Origin of the sequence: Streptomyces sp. TLI_053 (assembly GCF_900105395.1) — a bacterium.
Classification (GTDB): domain Bacteria; phylum Actinomycetota; class Actinomycetes; order Streptomycetales; family Streptomycetaceae; genus Kitasatospora.
In genome coordinates this window covers 3801149-3816660 of sequence record NZ_LT629775.1, presented here as the reverse complement: position 1 = coordinate 3816660, position 15512 = coordinate 3801149, and the positions used below count along the sequence as shown (strand labels likewise).

Annotated in this window: 12 protein-coding genes; 9 read left to right on the top strand and 3 right to left on the bottom strand. The window is 72.9% G+C overall.

Features of this window, described 5'->3' with window-relative positions:
- Positions 1 to 122 precede the first annotated feature (122 nt).
- From BLU95_RS15090 to glgX, 3 genes are all read right to left on the bottom strand, one after another.
- Positions 123 to 1976: an ABC transporter ATP-binding protein gene (locus BLU95_RS15090; protein ID WP_093860464.1), complete on the bottom strand. Its 1854-nt coding sequence runs from the start codon at positions 1974 to 1976 to the stop codon at positions 123 to 125.
- On the bottom strand, positions 1973 to 3832 hold the full coding sequence (locus BLU95_RS15085; RefSeq protein WP_093860463.1) for an ABC transporter ATP-binding protein: 1860 nt from the start codon (positions 3830 to 3832) through the stop codon (positions 1973 to 1975). Before BLU95_RS15085 ends, BLU95_RS15090 begins: the two co-directional genes overlap by 4 nt.
- 128 nt (positions 3833 to 3960) lie before the next feature.
- Entirely contained in the window at positions 3961 to 6216 is a 2256-nt protein-coding gene (glgX, locus tag BLU95_RS15080) for a glycogen debranching protein GlgX (protein WP_093860462.1), read from the bottom strand.
- 221 nt (positions 6217 to 6437) lie between these two features.
- On the opposite strand from glgX, the gene BLU95_RS15075 reads away from it, so the two are divergent.
- The 9 genes from BLU95_RS15075 to BLU95_RS15035 all read left to right on the top strand — a co-directional run bounded on the left by BLU95_RS15075 (position 6438) and on the right by BLU95_RS15035 (position 15462).
- Positions 6438 to 7871, top strand: coding sequence for a L,D-transpeptidase (locus BLU95_RS15075; protein WP_197698762.1), 1434 nt, complete (start codon positions 6438 to 6440; stop codon positions 7869 to 7871).
- Positions 7872 to 8056: 185 nt separating this feature from the next.
- Positions 8057 to 9343 (top strand): L,D-transpeptidase, encoded by a 1287-nt coding sequence (locus BLU95_RS15070; protein WP_231978578.1) that lies wholly within the window; start codon positions 8057 to 8059, stop codon positions 9341 to 9343.
- Positions 9344 to 9518: 175 nt separating this feature from the next.
- Positions 9519 to 10787, top strand: coding sequence for a L,D-transpeptidase (locus tag BLU95_RS15065; protein ID WP_231978577.1), 1269 nt, complete (start codon positions 9519 to 9521; stop codon positions 10785 to 10787).
- 178 nt (positions 10788 to 10965) lie between these two features.
- Positions 10966 to 11463 carry an ATP-binding protein gene (locus BLU95_RS15060; protein WP_231978576.1) on the top strand — a complete coding sequence of 166 codons (498 nt, stop codon included), beginning with the start codon at positions 10966 to 10968 and terminating at the stop codon, positions 11461 to 11463.
- Positions 11464 to 12022: 559 nt separating this feature from the next.
- Entirely contained in the window at positions 12023 to 13420 is a 1398-nt protein-coding gene (locus BLU95_RS15055) for an AAA family ATPase (RefSeq protein ID WP_093860458.1), read from the top strand.
- Positions 13417 to 14163 (top strand): HNH endonuclease family protein, encoded by a 747-nt coding sequence (locus BLU95_RS15050; protein WP_093860457.1) that lies wholly within the window; start codon positions 13417 to 13419, stop codon positions 14161 to 14163. The genes BLU95_RS15055 and BLU95_RS15050 overlap by 4 nt, the downstream gene beginning before the upstream one ends.
- 122 nt (positions 14164 to 14285) lie before the next feature.
- Complete coding sequence (locus tag BLU95_RS15045) at positions 14286 to 14756, top strand: VOC family protein (RefSeq protein ID WP_093860456.1); 471 nt, start codon at positions 14286 to 14288, stop codon at positions 14754 to 14756.
- A gap of 110 nt (positions 14757 to 14866) precedes the next feature.
- Positions 14867 to 15136 (top strand): hypothetical protein, encoded by a 270-nt coding sequence (locus tag BLU95_RS15040; RefSeq protein ID WP_093860455.1) that lies wholly within the window; start codon positions 14867 to 14869, stop codon positions 15134 to 15136.
- Positions 15133 to 15462 (top strand): hypothetical protein, encoded by a 330-nt coding sequence (locus tag BLU95_RS15035; protein WP_093860454.1) that lies wholly within the window; start codon positions 15133 to 15135, stop codon positions 15460 to 15462. Before BLU95_RS15040 ends, BLU95_RS15035 begins: the two co-directional genes overlap by 4 nt.
- The last annotated feature ends 50 nt before the right edge of the window (positions 15463 to 15512 follow it).

Here is a 15512-nt window from a genome sequence, read left to right as displayed (position 1 = left end):
GTTCCCCTTCGCGGACCCGGGGGCGGTAAGCCCTGGGGACGACCATAGACCCTTTCGGTAATGGACGAAAGGGTCTATGGACTATTACCCGCCGGGGGTGCGGCCGGGCCGCGGGCGGGGGGTCAGACCAGGCTGTCCCGCCAGGCCCGGTGCAACCGCGCGAAGCGCCCGGCGCCGTCGATCAGCTCCCGCGGGCTGCCGTCCTCCACGATCCGGCCCTGCTCCATCACCAGCACCCGGTCCGCGATCTCCACGGTGGAGAGGCGGTGGGCGATGATCACGGCCGTCCGTCCGGCCAGCACGGTGCGCATCGCCCGCTGCACCGCCTGCTCGCCGGGCACGTCCAGCGAGCTGGTGGCCTCGTCCAGGATCAGCACCGCCGGGTCGGCGAGCAGCGCGCGGGCGAAGGCCACCAGCTGCCGCTGGCCCGCCGAGATCCGCCCGCCGCGCTTGCGCACATCGGTGTCGTAGCCGTCCGGCAGCTCGGCGACGAAGGCGTGCGCCCCGATCGCCCGGGCCGCCTCCTCGACCTCGGCCCGGGTGGCGCCGGGCCGGCCGATCGCGATGTTCTCGGCGACGGTGCCGGAGAACAGGAAGGACTCCTGGGTCACCATCACCACCCCGCGCCGCAGCTCGGGACCGGCGAGGTCGCGCAGGTCCACCCCGTCCAGGGTGATCCGGCCCTCGGTCGGGTCGTAGAACCGGGCCAGCAGCTTGGCCACCGTCGACTTGCCGGCCCCGGTGGCGCCGACCACGGCGACGGTCTGCCCGGCGGGCAGCACCAGGTCGAACGGCGGCAGCACCTCCTTGCCGGTGCGGTACGCGAACTGCGTCTTCTCGAAGCGCACCTCCCGGCCCGTCACCGGGGTGGCCGGCAGCTGCTTCGGCTCCGTCGGCTCGGCGACGGTCGGTTCGTGGGCCAGCAGGCCGGCGATCTTCTCCAGCGCGGCGGCGGCCGACTGGTAGCTGTTCAGGAACATCGCCAGCTGGTCGATCGGGTCGAACAGCCGGCGCAGGTAGAGCACGAAGGCGGTCAGTACGCCCAGCTCGACGGCGCCGTCGGTGACCAGCCAGGCGCCCAGCAGCAGCACCCCGGTGGTCCACGCGTTGGCCGTCCCCCGGGAGAGGCCGACGTACCGGGCGATCTCCAGCAGGCCGTCCGCGGTGGCGGTGGCCGACTGCCGGTTCACCACGCCGAACGCCGCGTTGTTGGCCCGCTCGCGGCGGAAGGCCTTGACCGGGCGGATGCCGTTCATGGTCTCGGTGAAGCGGACGATCAGCGAGGCCGCGGCGGTGCGCGAGCGCCGGTAGACCCGGCGCGAGCGGCGGCGGAACGAGCGGGCGATCAGCCACAGCGGCAGGAAGGAGGCCAGTGAGGCCAGGCCGAGCCGCCAGTCCAGCACCAGCAGGACGACCGAGATGGAACAGACCGAGAGGAAGACCGTCAGCAGCTCCTGGAGGCCCTCCGAGAGCAGCTCGCGCAGCGCGTCCACGTCGCTGGTGGCGCGGGAGATGATCCGGCCGGAGGTGTAGCGCTCGTGGAAGTCCAGGCTGAGCCGCTGGGCGTGCCGGAAGATCCGCCCGCGCAGGTCCAGCAGGATGTCCTGGTTGACCCGGGCACTGATCTTGATGAAGGCCCACTGGAGCAGGGTGCCGAGCAGCGCGCAGCCCAGGTAGGCGACCACCACCGCGACCAGCGGCCCGGAGTCGTGCTCCCGCAGTGCGGGGATGCCCCGGTCCATCGCGAAGGCCACCAGCAGCGGTCCGGCCTGCAGCGCGGCCTGCTGGAGCAGGATCACCGCCATGGCGGTGGCGATCCGGCCCCGGTGCGGGCCGAGCAGCGAGCGCAGCAGCGCGCGCGGCGCGCCCGGTGGGACGGGGATGTCCTCCTCGTCGGCGGGCGGGGCGGGCAGCTCCTCCTGGTCCGGTGCGGCCGGGTCGGTGCGCGTGGCGGCGGGTTCGACGGTGGTGGTCATCGGGCGGTGCTCCCCTCGGGGACGAGGGCGGCCTCGCCCGACATCAGTTCGCGGTAGCGCGCCGAGTCGCGGAGCAGCTCCTGGTGGGTGCCGACGGCCTCGATCCGGCCCTCGGCGAGGACGGCGACCCGGTCGGCGAGCAGGACGGTGCTCGGCCGGTGCGCGACCACCAGAGCGGTGGTGGCGGCGAGGACCTGGCGCAGGGCGCGCTCGACCAGGGCCTCGGTGTGCACGTCCAGCGCCGACAGCGGGTCGTCGAGCACCAGGAAGGCCGGGTCGCCGACCACGGCCCGGGCCAGCGCGAGCCGCTGGCGCTGGCCGCCGGACAGGCTGAGGCCCTGCTCGCCGACCTCGGTGGCGACGCCCTCCGGCAGCTTCTCGACGAAGCCGGCCTGGGCGGTGGCGAGCGCGGTGCGCAGCCGCTCGTCGTCCGCGCCGGGGGCGCCCATCAGCACGTTCTCCCGGACGGTGGCGGAGAACAGGGTGGGCTCCTCGAAGGCGACCGCGACCAGCTCGCGCAGCCGGGTGCGGTCGAACTCGCGGATGTCCCGGCCGTCGAGGGTGATGCTGCCGCCGGTGGCCTCGTAGAGGCGCGGGAGCAGCGCGGTGAGCGTGGTCTTGCCGCTGCCGGTGGCACCGACCAGGGCCATCGTCTCGCCGCTGCGGATGTGCAGGTCGACGCCGCGGAGCAGGTCGGGGGTGCCGGCCGGGGCGTCGGGGTAGCGGAAGCGGACGCCGGTCAGCCGGATGCCGTCCTGGGTGTCGGCGGAACCTGCGGGGAGGCCGGCGGGGGACCCGTCGGCCTCCGCCTCGGGCTCGTCCAGCACCTCGAAGAAGCGGTCGGTGGCGGTGGCGGCCTCGTTGGCGTAGGCGAGCAGCCAGCCCAGCGACTCGACCGGCCAGCGCAGCGAGAGCGCGGTGGACAGGAAGGCGACCAGGGTGCCGGCGGACAACTGGTCCTGGGCGACCAGGTGGACGCCGACCGCGAGGGCGCAGCCGAGGGCCAGCTCGGGCAGGCCGACGATGACCGACCACAGGTTGGCGAGCAGCCCGGCCTTCCGCAGCTCGGTACGGCGCAGCTGCCGGGAGTGCTCGCGGAAACGTTCCGCCATCGAGCGGTGGCGGCCGAAGGCCTTGAGGATCCGGATGCCGAGCACGGACTCCTCGACCACGGTGGCGAGGTCGCCGTTCTGGTCCTGGGCGCGGCGGGCGGCGCCGGAGTAGCCGGCCTCGAAGCGGCGGGTGAGGATCAGCAGCGGGACGGCCGGGCCCAGCACGATCAGTGCCAGTCGCCAGTCCTGGGTGAACATCAGCGCGGTGCCGACCAGGAAGGTCACCGTGTTGACGATCAGGAAGACCAGCGGGAAGGCCAGGAACAGCCGCATGGTGTACATGTCGGAGGTGGCGCGGGAGAGCAGCTGGCCGGAGCCCCAGCGGTCGTGGAAGGACACCGGCAGCCGCTGGAGTTTGGCGAAGAGGTCGCCGCGCATCGCCGTCTCGACGCCGGACAGCGGCCGGGCCAGCACCACCCGGCGGGTGTAGAACAGGGCGGCCTCGGCGAGGCCGAGCACGAGCAGCAGTGCCGCCGGGGCCCAGAGGCCGTCGAGGTCGCGCTCGGCGATCGGGCCGTCCACGATCCGGCCGAGCACGGTCGGGACCATCAGGGCGCTGAGCGAGGCCAGCATCGCGGCGCTGACCGAGACGGCCAGCCGGGCGCGGATCGGGCGGACGTAGGGCCACAGGCGCAGCAGCGAGCGCACCGTCGACCGGCGGGGGGCGGGCGGCCCGCTGCCGGGCTCGGGGTCGGAGCCGGTCGCGGAGTCGGGGGCGGCGTCGGGGGCTTGGTTCTCGGCCATCGCGGTGAGGGTAGGCCGGGTACGCGTCATTTCTCATCCGGTTTTTCGGACCTGTCGTCGAGAACCGGCCAGCTTGGGCCGCCCGTCGGTGCCGGAGCGGATGCCGGCCCGGTCGGGGAACGGCCCGGTCAGGGAACGGCCCGGAGCAGGTGCAGGGCGCGGGCGCCGAGCGGGACCGGGTCGCCGGGGAGGTGCCGCCCGGCGGGCCCGCCGTCCGCCGCCGCCGTGTCGACCACGGTCTCGTAGCCGCTGCCGTCACCCGCCCGGGGAGTGCCGGGCAGGACGAAGGGGACCGGTTCGGGGCCGGCGTTGAGCAGCAGCAGGAAGCTGTCGTCGAGCAGCGGGCGGCCGCGGGTGTCCCGTTCCGACATCGCGGTGCCGGCCAGCAGCATGCCCACGGCGGCGGTCGGCGCGAACCAGTCGGCCTCTGTCATCTCCTTGCCGAGCGGGGTGAACCAGGCCAGGTCGGGCCGCCCGCCGGGGGCGGTGGCGCGGCCGGAGAAGAACGCCCGCTGCCGCAGCACCGGGTGGTCGCGCCGGAGCCGGACCAGCCGGGCGGTGAAGTCGTGCAGGCTCCGCCAGGCCGGGTCGTCCAGCAGCGACCAGTCCAGCCAGCTCACCTCGTTGTCCTGGCAGTAGGCGTTGTTGTTGCCGCCCTGGGTGCGGCCGAACTCGTCCCCCGCGGTGATCATCGGGACCCCGGCGGAGAGCAGCAGGGTGGCGGTGAGGTTGCGCAGCTGGCGCCGGCGCAGGGCGGTGACGGCGGGGTCGGCGCTCTCCCCCTCGGCGCCGTGGTTCCAGGACCGGTTGTCGTCGGTGCCGTCCCGGTTGGCCTCGCCGTTGGCCTCGTTGTGCTTGCGGTCGTAGGAGACGAGGTCGCGCAGGGTGAACCCGTCGTGCGCGGTCACGTAGTTGACGGAGGCGTACGGGCGGCGGCCGTCCCGCTGGTAGAGGTCGGAGGAGCCGGAGAGCCGGTAACCGAGCTCCCGGACGTCCGGGCGGGCGCCGCGCCAGAAGTCCCGCACGGTGTCGCGGTAGCGGTCGTTCCACTCGGCCCAGGGCGGCGGGAACCCGCCCACCTGGTAGCCGCCCGGGCCGACGTCCCAGGGTTCGGCGATCAGCTTCACCCGGCTGAGCAGCGGGTCCTGGGCCACCGCGGAGAGCAGCGGGTGCTCCATCGTGACGCCGCCGTCGGCGCCGCGGGCGAGGGTGGCGGCGAGGTCGAACCGGAAGCCGTCCACGCCCATCTCGTGCACCCAGTAGCGCAGCGAGTCGGTGATCAGCCGGACGACCTGGGGGCGACGGGTGTCCAGGCTGTTGCCGCAGCCGGTGTAGTCGGCGTAGCCGCGGGGGCGGTTGGGCGGCAGCCGGTAGTAGCCGGCGTTGTCAATGCCCCGCAGCAGCAGCGCGGGGCCGAGTTCGGCCCCGTCGGCGGTGTGGTTGTAGACGACGTCGAGGATCACCTCGATGCCGGCGGCGTGCAGGGCCCGGACCATCCGCTTGAACTCGCCGACCTGGCCGCCGCGCGAGCCGGCGGCGGAGTAGCCGGCGTGCGGGGCGAAGTAGCCGACCGTGTTGTAGCCCCAGTAGTTGACCAGGCCGCGGGCCTGGAGGTGGTCCTCGCTGACGTGGTGGTGGACCGGGAGCAGCTCGACCGCGGTGACGCCCAGACCGGTGAGGTGGGCGATCGCCGCCGGGTGGGCGAGTCCGGCGTAGGTACCGCGCAGCTCGGGCGGGACGTCGGGGTGGCGGCGGGTGAAGCCCCGCACGTGCAGCTCGTAGAGGACGGTCTCGGCCCAGGGGGTCTTCGGCCGGTGGTCGTCGGACCAGTCGTCGTCGTCCCGGACCACCACGGCTCTGGGCACGTACGGGGCGGAGTCGCGGTTGTCCCGGACGGTGTCGGCGACCTCGGCCTCGGGCCAGTTGCGGACGGCGGAGCAGACCGCGTCGTGCGCGGTGTAGCCGCCGTCGATCGCCCGGGCGTAGGGGTCGAGCAGCAGTTTGGCCGGGTTCCACCGGGCGCCGGTCCACGGGTCCCAGCGGCCGTGCACCCGGTAGCCGTACCGGGTGCCGGGCAGGACCCCGGGCACGAAGCCGTGCCAGGTGTGGGCGTCCTGCTCGGTGAGGCGCAGCCGGCTCTCCCGGCCGTCCTCGTCGAAGAGGCAGAGGTCGACGGCCTCGGCGCCGCCGGCCCAGAGCGCGAAGTTGGTGCCGGGGCGGCCGTCCGGGCCCGGGTGGAAGCGGGCGCCGAGCGGCAGCCGGCTGCCGGGCCAGGGCGGTGCGCCGTCCGGCCGCTCGCCGGGGTGTCCGTGCGCGCGGTGCCCGTTGACGGTCGCGGGGGCGTGCGCGCGCACGGCGGCCGCCGACTCCTGCCCTGACGCCATGGCGGTGCCCTCCCTGGCGGGGTGTCCCGGACCCCGTGCGGTGTCTCATTCCCTGATCGCACCGGACGGAAGCGGCTTAACACCGTGTTACCGGCGGATGGCGTCCGGGCGCGGCCGTGCCGCTGGGCCGTCGGAGTGGGTGCTTCCGGCGTGTCGGCGTGTCCTGCCGGGGCCGCCGTCGTTGTGCGGGGTATCGGACGGCTACGGCGGGAGGCCCCGGGATGCGGCCCCGAGGACGGATGTGGGCACGGCGGCTGGCGGCGGCGGTCTGCTGCCTGGCCGTGCTGGCCGGGTGCTCCGGCGGTGGCGGTGCGCCGGGGAGCACGAGCGCGGACGCCGTCCGGGCGGAGCCGTCCGGCCCGCCGCCGGTCTCCCGGGCGTCGATCACCGCGCTGCCGGCCGACGACACCCAGAACCTGCCGCCCGAGGGCCCGGTCCGGGTGAGCGTCGCCCAGGGCCGGCTGGTGTCCGTGCGGCTGGCGGACAGCCGGGGCGGCGAGGTGCCGGGATCGCTCTCCGCGGACGGCACCGGCTGGGCGCCGGACGGTCCGCTGCCGCTGGGCACGAAGTTCACCCTGGACGCGGTGGCCGAGGACGACCAGGGGCAGCGGGCGGTCCAGCACGCCGACTTCTCGACCATGGCCCGGGCGCACACCTTCGTCGCCTTCTTCACCCCCGAGGACGGCTCCACGGTCGGGGTGGGGATGCCGGTCTCGCTGCGGTTCAGCCGCCCGGTCACCGACCGGGCGGCGGTCGAGCGGGCGATCGCGGTGACCGCGGACCCGCCGGTGGAGGTGGCCGCGCACTGGTTCGGCGGCCAGCGGCTGGACTTCCGCCCCCGGGCGTACTGGGCACCCGGCACCAAGGTGGCGGTCGCGCTGCGGCTCAAGGACGTCCAGGGCGCCCCGGGCGAGTTCGGCACCCAGAACAAGGACGTCCGGTTCACCGTCGGCCGGCCGCAGGTCTCCACCGTCGACCTGGACGCCCACACCCTCACCGTCCGGGCCGGCCAGGGCGGCCGGGTGGTGCGCACCCTCAAGGTGTCCGGCGGGGACGCCAAGCACACGACCTACCGGGGCGTGCTGGTGGTGTCCGAGAAGTACCGGGTGACCAGGATGAACTCGCAGACCGTCGGGATGGGCGACGAGTACGACATCAAGGACGTGCCGCACGCGATGCGGCTGACCAACTCGGGCACCTTCGTGCACGGCAACTACTGGGCCGACCCGTCGGTGTTCGGCACCGCCAACACCAGCCACGGCTGCATCGGGCTGGCCGACGCCAAGGGCGGGACGAGCGGCGAGACGCCGGCGGGCTGGCTGTTCGAGCACACGATCCCGGGCGACGTGCTGGAGGTCAGGGCCTCGACGGGGGACACGGTGCCGCCGAGCAACGGACTGAACGGCTGGAACCTGCCCTGGGCGCAGTGGGTGGCCGGGAGCGCCCTGCAGCCGGGCGCGAGCCCCTCCGGTGCTCCGGCCGCCGGGCCGGGCGCCGCTGCGTCCCCGGTGGCGTCCCCGCCGGCATCGCCGAGCGCGTCGCAGGGTCCGTCGCCGACCGGGGCGCCGGGTCCGGTGCCGAGCCCTTCCCCGGGCCTCCCCCCGGGCGCTTCCCCGGCCGTCCCTCCGACTCCGTCCCCCGGTTCCAGGCGCTGACGACCGGGTGACGGCGGTGCGGACGATCTTCACGTCCGTTCACCGGCAGCCCTCCCAGGATTCACCCGATCGGCCCAGCTATCCTGCTTGCCGCGCCGAAGCCCGGCGCGGAAGACCGCCGGTCCGGTGCAACCCGTCCGGGCAGCAGCGCGTCCACAGTGATGGACACCGGGAGGGGAAAGACCGTGAAGCAGGTTAGGGCGGCCGACGCCGCGATACGTACCACTGTCACCAGCCGCCGTCTGCGCCGGAGCGCGGTGGCGTTGGCGATGGGCGGGGTGCTGCTGCTCACCGCGGCCTGCAACAGCGGGGGCGACGACAAGGCCGCCGGCGGGGGTGACGCGACCGCCACCGCTGGCGCCGCCGACGCCGGCGCCGCGGGCGGGGGGACGCCGGCGCCCGGCCAGACCTCCGCCGCGCCGAAGACCTCGGCCGCCGTGCTGAACGTCGAGCCCAAGGACGGCTCCCAGGACGTCGCCCCGGACGGCGCGCTCAAGGTCGGGGTGACCGGCGGCAAGCTCACCGCGGTCGAGGTGACCGACAAGGAGGGCAAGCCGGTCGCGGGTGCCATCGCCGCGGACGGCAGCGGCTGGAAGCCCAGCGCCCCGCTGGCCGTCGGCATGGCGTACAAGGTGAACGCCCAGGCCACCGACGCCGAGGGCCTGGTGGCCGCGTCGACCACCTCGTTCACCACGCTGACCCCGGCGAAGAAGATCTCCACCAACGACAACATCGCCGACAACGGGACCTACGGCGTCGGCATGATCGTCTCGGTGGTCTTCAACAAGGACGTCAAGAACAAGGACGCGGTCCTCCAGGGCATCACCTTCGAGGCCAGCGACGGCACCACCGTGAAGGGCCACTGGTTCGGCACCAAGCGGCTGGACTTCCGCCCCGAGAAGTACTGGAACCCGGGCACCAAGGTCGTCATCAAGTACCGCCTGAAGAACGTCGAGGTCTCGCCGGGCGTCTACGGCGACATCGACAAGGACGAGCCGTTCACCGTCGGCCGCTCCCAGGTCTCGGTGGCCGACTCGGCCACCCACCAGATGACGGTGACCCGGGGCGCCGAGAGCCACACCGTGCCGGTGACCCTGGGCGACGAGAAGAACCCCTCCTGGAACGGCACCATGGTGGTGATGTCCAAGGAGAAGGTCACCCGGATGAACTCGCAGACCGTCGGCCTCGGCGGCGAGTACGACATCCCGGACGTGCCGCACGCGATGCGGCTGACCAACTCGGGCACCTTCGTGCACGGCAACTACTGGGCCAACCCCTTCGGCAAGACCAACGCCAGCCACGGCTGCATCTCGATGCAGGACGAGAAGGGCGGCAGCGACGCCTCGGTGGCCGGCAAGTTCTTCAACGACTCGATGATCGGTGACGTGATCACCATCAAGAACTCCAAGGAGAAGGTCGTCTCCCCCGACAACGGCCTGGGCGGCTGGAACATCGCCTGGGCGAACTGGTAGTCGTACCCGCCGGTAGCCCCTGCCAGTCACGGAACGTCCACGACCGGCCCGACCCTCACTCGTTGGGGTCGGGCCGGTCGTGTTCTCGGTGCCGATGCCCCCCGAACGGCGCAACCTTTCCGGTGCACGGTGCGTGTAAATGTCGAACACCGTGACACGAACGAGGGGGACGACGGTGAAGTCGATACGCAAGGTGGTGGCCGCGGGGCTGGTCGGCGGGGCGCTGGTGCTGACCAGTGCCTGCGGGGGGAGCGGGGGCGGGACGGCCGCCAGGGCCGAGCTGGGGGCCGCCGGGACCGCGGGGGTCCCGGCGTCCGCCGCCCCGACCGGCGGGCAGGCGGCCGGGGCTCCGGCCGCCGGTGCCGCCGCCGGTACCGCCACCGCCGCTCCCAAGGTCTCGCAGGCCGTGGTGGAGATCCAGCCGAGGAGCGGCGCCGTGGACGTCGCCCCGGACGGTTCGCTCAAGGTCGCGGTGTCCGGCGGGAAGCTCACCACGGTCAAGGTGAGCGACCGGACCGGCAAGGAGGTGGCCGGCACCCTCGCCGCCGACGGGGCCAGCTGGAGCCCGTCCGGCCCGCTGGCGGTCGGTACCGCGTACCAGGTGAGCGCGCTGGCGGCGGACGCCGGCGGTGCGGTCGCCTCGGCCGACAGCAGCTTCACCACGCTGACGCCCGAGCGGGAGGCGAAGGCCGGCGACAACATCCAGGACAACGCCACCTACGGCGTCGGCATGATCGTCTCGGTCACCTTCGACAAGGACGTCAAGAACAAGGACGCGGTGGCCCGCGGCATCTCCTTCGAGACCAGCGACGGCACCGTGCTGAAGGGCCACTGGTTCGGCAGCCGCCGGCTGGACTTCCGTCCGGAGAAGTACTGGAACCCGGGCACCAAGGTGGTCGTGAAGTACCGGCTGAAGAGCGTGGAGATCGCGCCGGGCGTCTACGGGGGCGTCGACCGGGACGAGCCCTTCACTATCGGGCGATCCCAGGTTTCGACCGTTGACGCCAAGACGCACCGGATGACGGTGGTCCGGGACGGGCAGAGCTCGGTCGTGGAGATCACCTCCGGCTCGACCGAGCACCCGACCTGGAACGGCACCATGGTGGTGATGTCCAAGGAGGGCGTGGTGCGGATGCAGTCCAGCACCCTGCCCGGGATGACCGGCGCCCCCTACGACCTGCAGGTCCCGCACTCCATGCGGCTCACCGACACCGGCACCTACGTGCACGGCAACTACTGGAGCAACGCCTTCGGCGAGGACAACGTCAGCCACGGCTGCGTGGGTCTGAAGGACGTCAAGGGCGGCGGAGCGGCCACCTCGGCGGGGCAGTTCTACGACGGCTCGATCATCGGGGACGTGGTCACGGTGCAGAACTCCGCCCGCGGACAGGTCGCGCCGGACAACGGCCTCAGCGGCTGGAACATGGACTGGAGCGCCTGGTAGGCCTTCGGCGGGCCGGCGACCCGGGCCTTGCGAACGCGGGTTCGGGTTGCACCCGGCATATGCCGAAAGAGTAGTGATCGTTTGTTCATTGTCCGTACGCGGCCGCTTGCGTTCCGCAATGATGGGGCGCATGGCGGGTTGGGGCGAAACAGATCAGTCATCGATTCAGGGTTCCAGCTTGGTCGCCGAAGCGTCGTGGGGGTCGTTCCAGGACTCCCTGGCGGCGCTGGAACGGCTCAGCTGCGACGAGCTGGAGCGGCTGTACGCCGGCAGGCTGTGCGACCGGACGACGCCGGGCGAGGTGCGGCTCCCGTCCCGGCCGGAGACCGGGCCGGTGGCGCGCCGGCTGGTGCTCGCGGTCCTGGACGCCTGGGAGCTGCACCAGCACCTGGAGGTGTGCGAGTTACTCACCAGCGAGCTGGTCGCCAACGCCGTGCGGCACGCCGCGGGGCGGACGATCGGGCTCCAGGTGGTGCGCAAACCGGGCTGGCTCCGGGTCGAGGTGCGGGACTCCTCGCGGGCACTGCCCTGCATGATCCTGGCGGAGCCGCTGCCGGTCACCGAGCGCGGGCGCGGGCTCCAGGTGGTCGACGACCTGGCTGACCGGTGGGGTGCCGACCTGCTGCCGCGCGGCAAGGGCGTCTGGTTCGAGCTGAAGGTCCGCGAGCGGGTCTGAACCGCACCGCGCGGACGGTCGGGCCGAAAACACGCAGGGCCCCCGATATCGCCGTGGTCCGGCGGCTGGGGGCCCTTGCAAGTCATCGCGCGGCCAAGGGGGTGCGTGCCGTGCGATGGGTGTCGGCCGTGCCAGGTCGGGCGGGCCGAAGATCGGTTGTCCCCGACGGGCTCTGTCAACTGGTGACGCGCGCCGTCGGACAACACGACTATCGCATGGATCTCAGCATGTGGGCAAACCCGGTGGCTTCGAATGGAAGGTTTGTAACTTAGTTCACCTTCGGAATTTGCATAGGTTCACGTCGGCGCCTGAGATTATTCACGATTGCTCCCTGGGAGGAGCCGCGCTGTCGGCGATCCGCCCCAGGCCGCGGCCTCGCCGCTGCGGGGGGCGTTGGCGGGTCGGTGGGACCGGGTACTGTCGCGTGCATGCGCGCGGGGGACGGGGGAGTGGTGGGGGGTGGCGGACCTCGCCGCCCGGCGCCGACCCGCGCGTCTTCGTCCCCGGAACCGGGGACGCCCGCTCCACCCTGTGCACCGCGCCCGACGGAGATCGTTGAATGTACGTGAAGAGACTGACGATGAACGGGGTCCGCGGCTTCGACGGTCGGCGGAGAGTGGACCTCGACTTCACCCGCCCGGACGGCAGTTACGCGGGCTGGACGGTCCTGGCCGGGCGCAACGGGTCCGGCAAGACCACGCTGCTGCGTGCCATCGCACTCGCCTGGGCCGGGGAGCGGCTGGGCGTCCAGCTGGAGGACCGGCTGGAGGGGTGGCTCTCCGAGCGGGCCGACGCGGGGAGGATCGGACTGGAGATCCTGAGCGACCCGCTCTGGGACGCCGGCTCGCACGAGCCGCTGGTCGGGCGGTTGACCGTCCGCTGGTGGATGGGTCCGCGTTCGGCGGGCCCGACGCTCTTCGAGCCGGAGGTCGTGAAGAGGCTCGAGTTCGCGCGGGTGCGCTTCGAGGCGGACTCCGATCTCTTCGAGGAGATCCTGTGGTCCGGAGCCGACATCCCCGGGTGGTTCGTCGCGGCGTACGGGCCGTTCCGTCGGCTCTCCGGCGGTGATGCCGGTGCGCGCCGCACGGTCGACATGGACCGGATGCCGGACTTCTCCGCGAAGCAGAACGCCGTGCAGACCCTCTTCGGCGAGAAGTTCTCGCTCTCCGAAACGGCCAGTTGGCTGCTGCGCCTGCACACGGAGCGGCTGGAGGGGCGGCGGGACGCGGTCGAGCTCGTCGAGATGATCATCGCCCTGCTGCAGGACGGGCTGCTGCCGGACGGACACCGGGTCAGCAAGCTGGACGGCGGGGGGCTGTGGATCGAGAACGAGGAGACCGGCCGGACGGCGCCGCTCGCCCGGATGAGCGACGGCTACCGGACCGTGGTCGTTCTGGTGCTCGACATCATCCGCTCCATGTTCGAGGCGTACCCCTACCTGGGCGAGCGGGCGCTGGTCTACGAGAACGAGGTGCCGACGCTCCGCCACCCCGGGGTCGTGCTGATCGACGAGGTCGACGCCCACCTGCACGTCTCGTGGCAGCAGCGGATCGGTGAGTGGCTGAAGCGGCACTTCCCGCAGGTGCAGTTCATCGTCACCACGCACAGCCCCTACATCTGCCAGGCGGCCGACGCGAACGGCCTCATCAGGCTCCCCGGCCCCAGCGAGGAATCGGCGCCGTGCGTCGTCGAGGACGAGCTCTACCGCCGTGTCGTCCACGGCACGGGTGACGACGCCGTCATCTCGGACCTGTTCGGGCTGGACACGCCCTTCTCCCCGGAGTCGCAGGAACTCAGACGGGAGCTCGTGGGGCTGGAGAAGGCGCTGGTCCTCGGCCGGGCCACTGACGCGGACAAGCAGCGGCTCAGGGACCTCAAGGTGAGACTGGCCAGCTCGCCCGTCACCCGGGTCGACGAGATCTCCGCACGACTCCTCGGCGACGGTGACGCACGGTGATTCCGCTCCAGCGGGGCGACCTGCCTCCCGAGGTGGAATCGAGCCTGCACCGGCTGACCGCCGAGGTGATGGGCTCCGGCGACCGTCTCAGGACGGCGAAACTCGCCTGGAAGCGGGAGAGCTTCCGGCGGGACACCTATCCGCCGGTCCTGGAGTGCCTGCGGACGATGGCCCACGGCACCGACTGCTGCATGTACTGCGGGCACGACCTGGCCGACCAGATCGACCACTTCGTGCCGGTCGTGATCGACCCGGCGCGGACCTTCTCCTGGCCGAACCACCTGCTGGCGTGCGGCCCCTGCAACACCAGGTTCAAGAACCGGCTCTTCGAGGTCGACGAGGCCGGGCGGCCGCTCCTGATAGATCCCACGGCCGAGGACCCGTTCCGCCACCTCCACCTGGTGCTGAGCACCGGGGAGTACCTGGGCATCGACGACCGCGGCGACTACACGATCGCCACCGTCGGCCTCAACCGGGAGAAGCGGCCCGAGGCCAGGCGGCAGGCGATGGCGGTGACGGCGTTCGCGATCGAGAAGTGGTGGAGCGCGCGCACGGACGGGGACCGCGCCGCCGTGGACACCGCCGCGAGCGTCGTCCGGGGCCAGCCGTTCGCGGGCGTCTTCCAGTCCATGCTGCGGCAGGCCGTGCGGGCCGAGGCGGACCTGTTCTTCGAGGGCGTCCAGGGCCGGGAGCGGCTGCTGACCCTGCTCCGCGACCCGGTCCTCCGGAGCGCCTTCGCGTAGTGGGAAGCCGGGCGGGCCGACTTCCCACTGCCGATCATGCTTGACCTGAAGCCGACTTCAATTCCTACCGTGGTCCCGAGGCCGCCCGGCGCACCGCCGGGCGGCGACATCGAGGGGGATCCGTGACGACCACCACCGCCGACAACGTCGTGCCCGAGCGCTACCGCTACGCCGTCGTGCCGCACATCTTGGTCGAGGACGCCGCCGCGGCGATCGACTTCTACCGGCGGGCCTTCGGTGCCCGCCAGGACGTCCGGATCGACGCGCCGGGCGGCGGCGTGCTGCACGCGGAGATCAGCATCGGGGCGTCGGTCCTGATGCTGGGCGACGCCGGCGGGGACGGCGCGCCCTTCACCGCCCCGGCGGCCCTCGGCGGCACCAGCGTCGCCCTGCACGTCTACGTCCCGGACGTCGACGCCCTGACCGCGCGGGCCGAGGCCGCCGGCGCGGAGATCCTCCAGCCGCCGACGGACCAGTTCCACGGCGACCGCACCGCCGTGCTCAGGGACCCCTCGGGTCACCTGTGGATCTTCCTGACCCACCTGGAGGACCTCGCCCCCGAGGAACTCCACCGCCGCGTGCCCGCCGGCTGACCGGGCCGCGTGGGACCGCCCCCGCCCCGACACCGGGAGTGGCTACGGTGGAGGCCGGTCGGCGGGGAGTTCCGCTGCTGTCGCCGGCCGCCACCGCAGCAGGAGGACCGATGACCGCACGACCGGTCGAGCCGCACCGCCCGCACCCCCGCACCCAGGACGAGATCGGCGCCGCGCTGCCGCCGTCCCAGCGGATGGCGTTCTACCGCGACATGGGCTCGGCGGACGAGCACGAGATCGCCGGTGTGCTGCGCCGATGGCGCCTGCGGCTGGAGATCTACAGCGACCCCGCCACCGCTCGCGTCCACGCCGAGGTCCAGCAGGGCACGGCGCCGGGCCGGGCCCTCTCCGCAGTCCTGCGGGAGCACGGCCGCCCATGAGTGACTGGGACGATCCGTACGACGGCGACGAGGAGCACGACCCCATCGTGCTGTCCCCCCAGGTCGAGGCGGTGTTCGACTTCGCGGTGACGCCGCCGGACGTCGTCCCGGCACTCGCCGCGTTCCTGGTGGGCCTGCGCGAGGTGCTCGACGGCGGCCCGCACCCCGACCGTGCGGAGGCCGTTCCCGGACTTCCGGGCGCCTACTCGGCCCCGCTGGCCCGTGACCTCGGACTCGTTCAGTACCACGCGACCGACACCCCGTACGGGCCCGGTTTCTACGTCGCCCGGGTCGTGTGGACGGACGGCGCCTCCGGGGAGTTCTGAGGGCGAAACACCCGCGCCCCCGCCGGTGGGCGGGGGCGCGGGCGTCGGCG

Coding starts and splice junctions, on each gene's coding strand:
- BLU95_RS15075 (WP_197698762.1), top strand. CDS start 6,438: ATGCGGCCCCGAGGACGGATGTGGGCACGGCGGCTGGCGGCGGCGGTC.
- BLU95_RS15090 (WP_093860464.1), bottom strand. CDS start 1,976: ATGACCACCACCGTCGAACCCGCCGCCACGCGCACCGACCCGGCCGCA.
- BLU95_RS15035 (WP_093860454.1), top strand. CDS start 15,133: ATGAGTGACTGGGACGATCCGTACGACGGCGACGAGGAGCACGACCCC.
- BLU95_RS15055 (WP_093860458.1), top strand. CDS start 12,023: ATGTACGTGAAGAGACTGACGATGAACGGGGTCCGCGGCTTCGACGGT.
- glgX (WP_093860462.1), bottom strand. CDS start 6,216: ATGGCGTCAGGGCAGGAGTCGGCGGCCGCCGTGCGCGCGCACGCCCCC.
- BLU95_RS15085 (WP_093860463.1), bottom strand. CDS start 3,832: ATGGCCGAGAACCAAGCCCCCGACGCCGCCCCCGACTCCGCGACCGGC.
- BLU95_RS15040 (WP_093860455.1), top strand. CDS start 14,867: ATGACCGCACGACCGGTCGAGCCGCACCGCCCGCACCCCCGCACCCAG.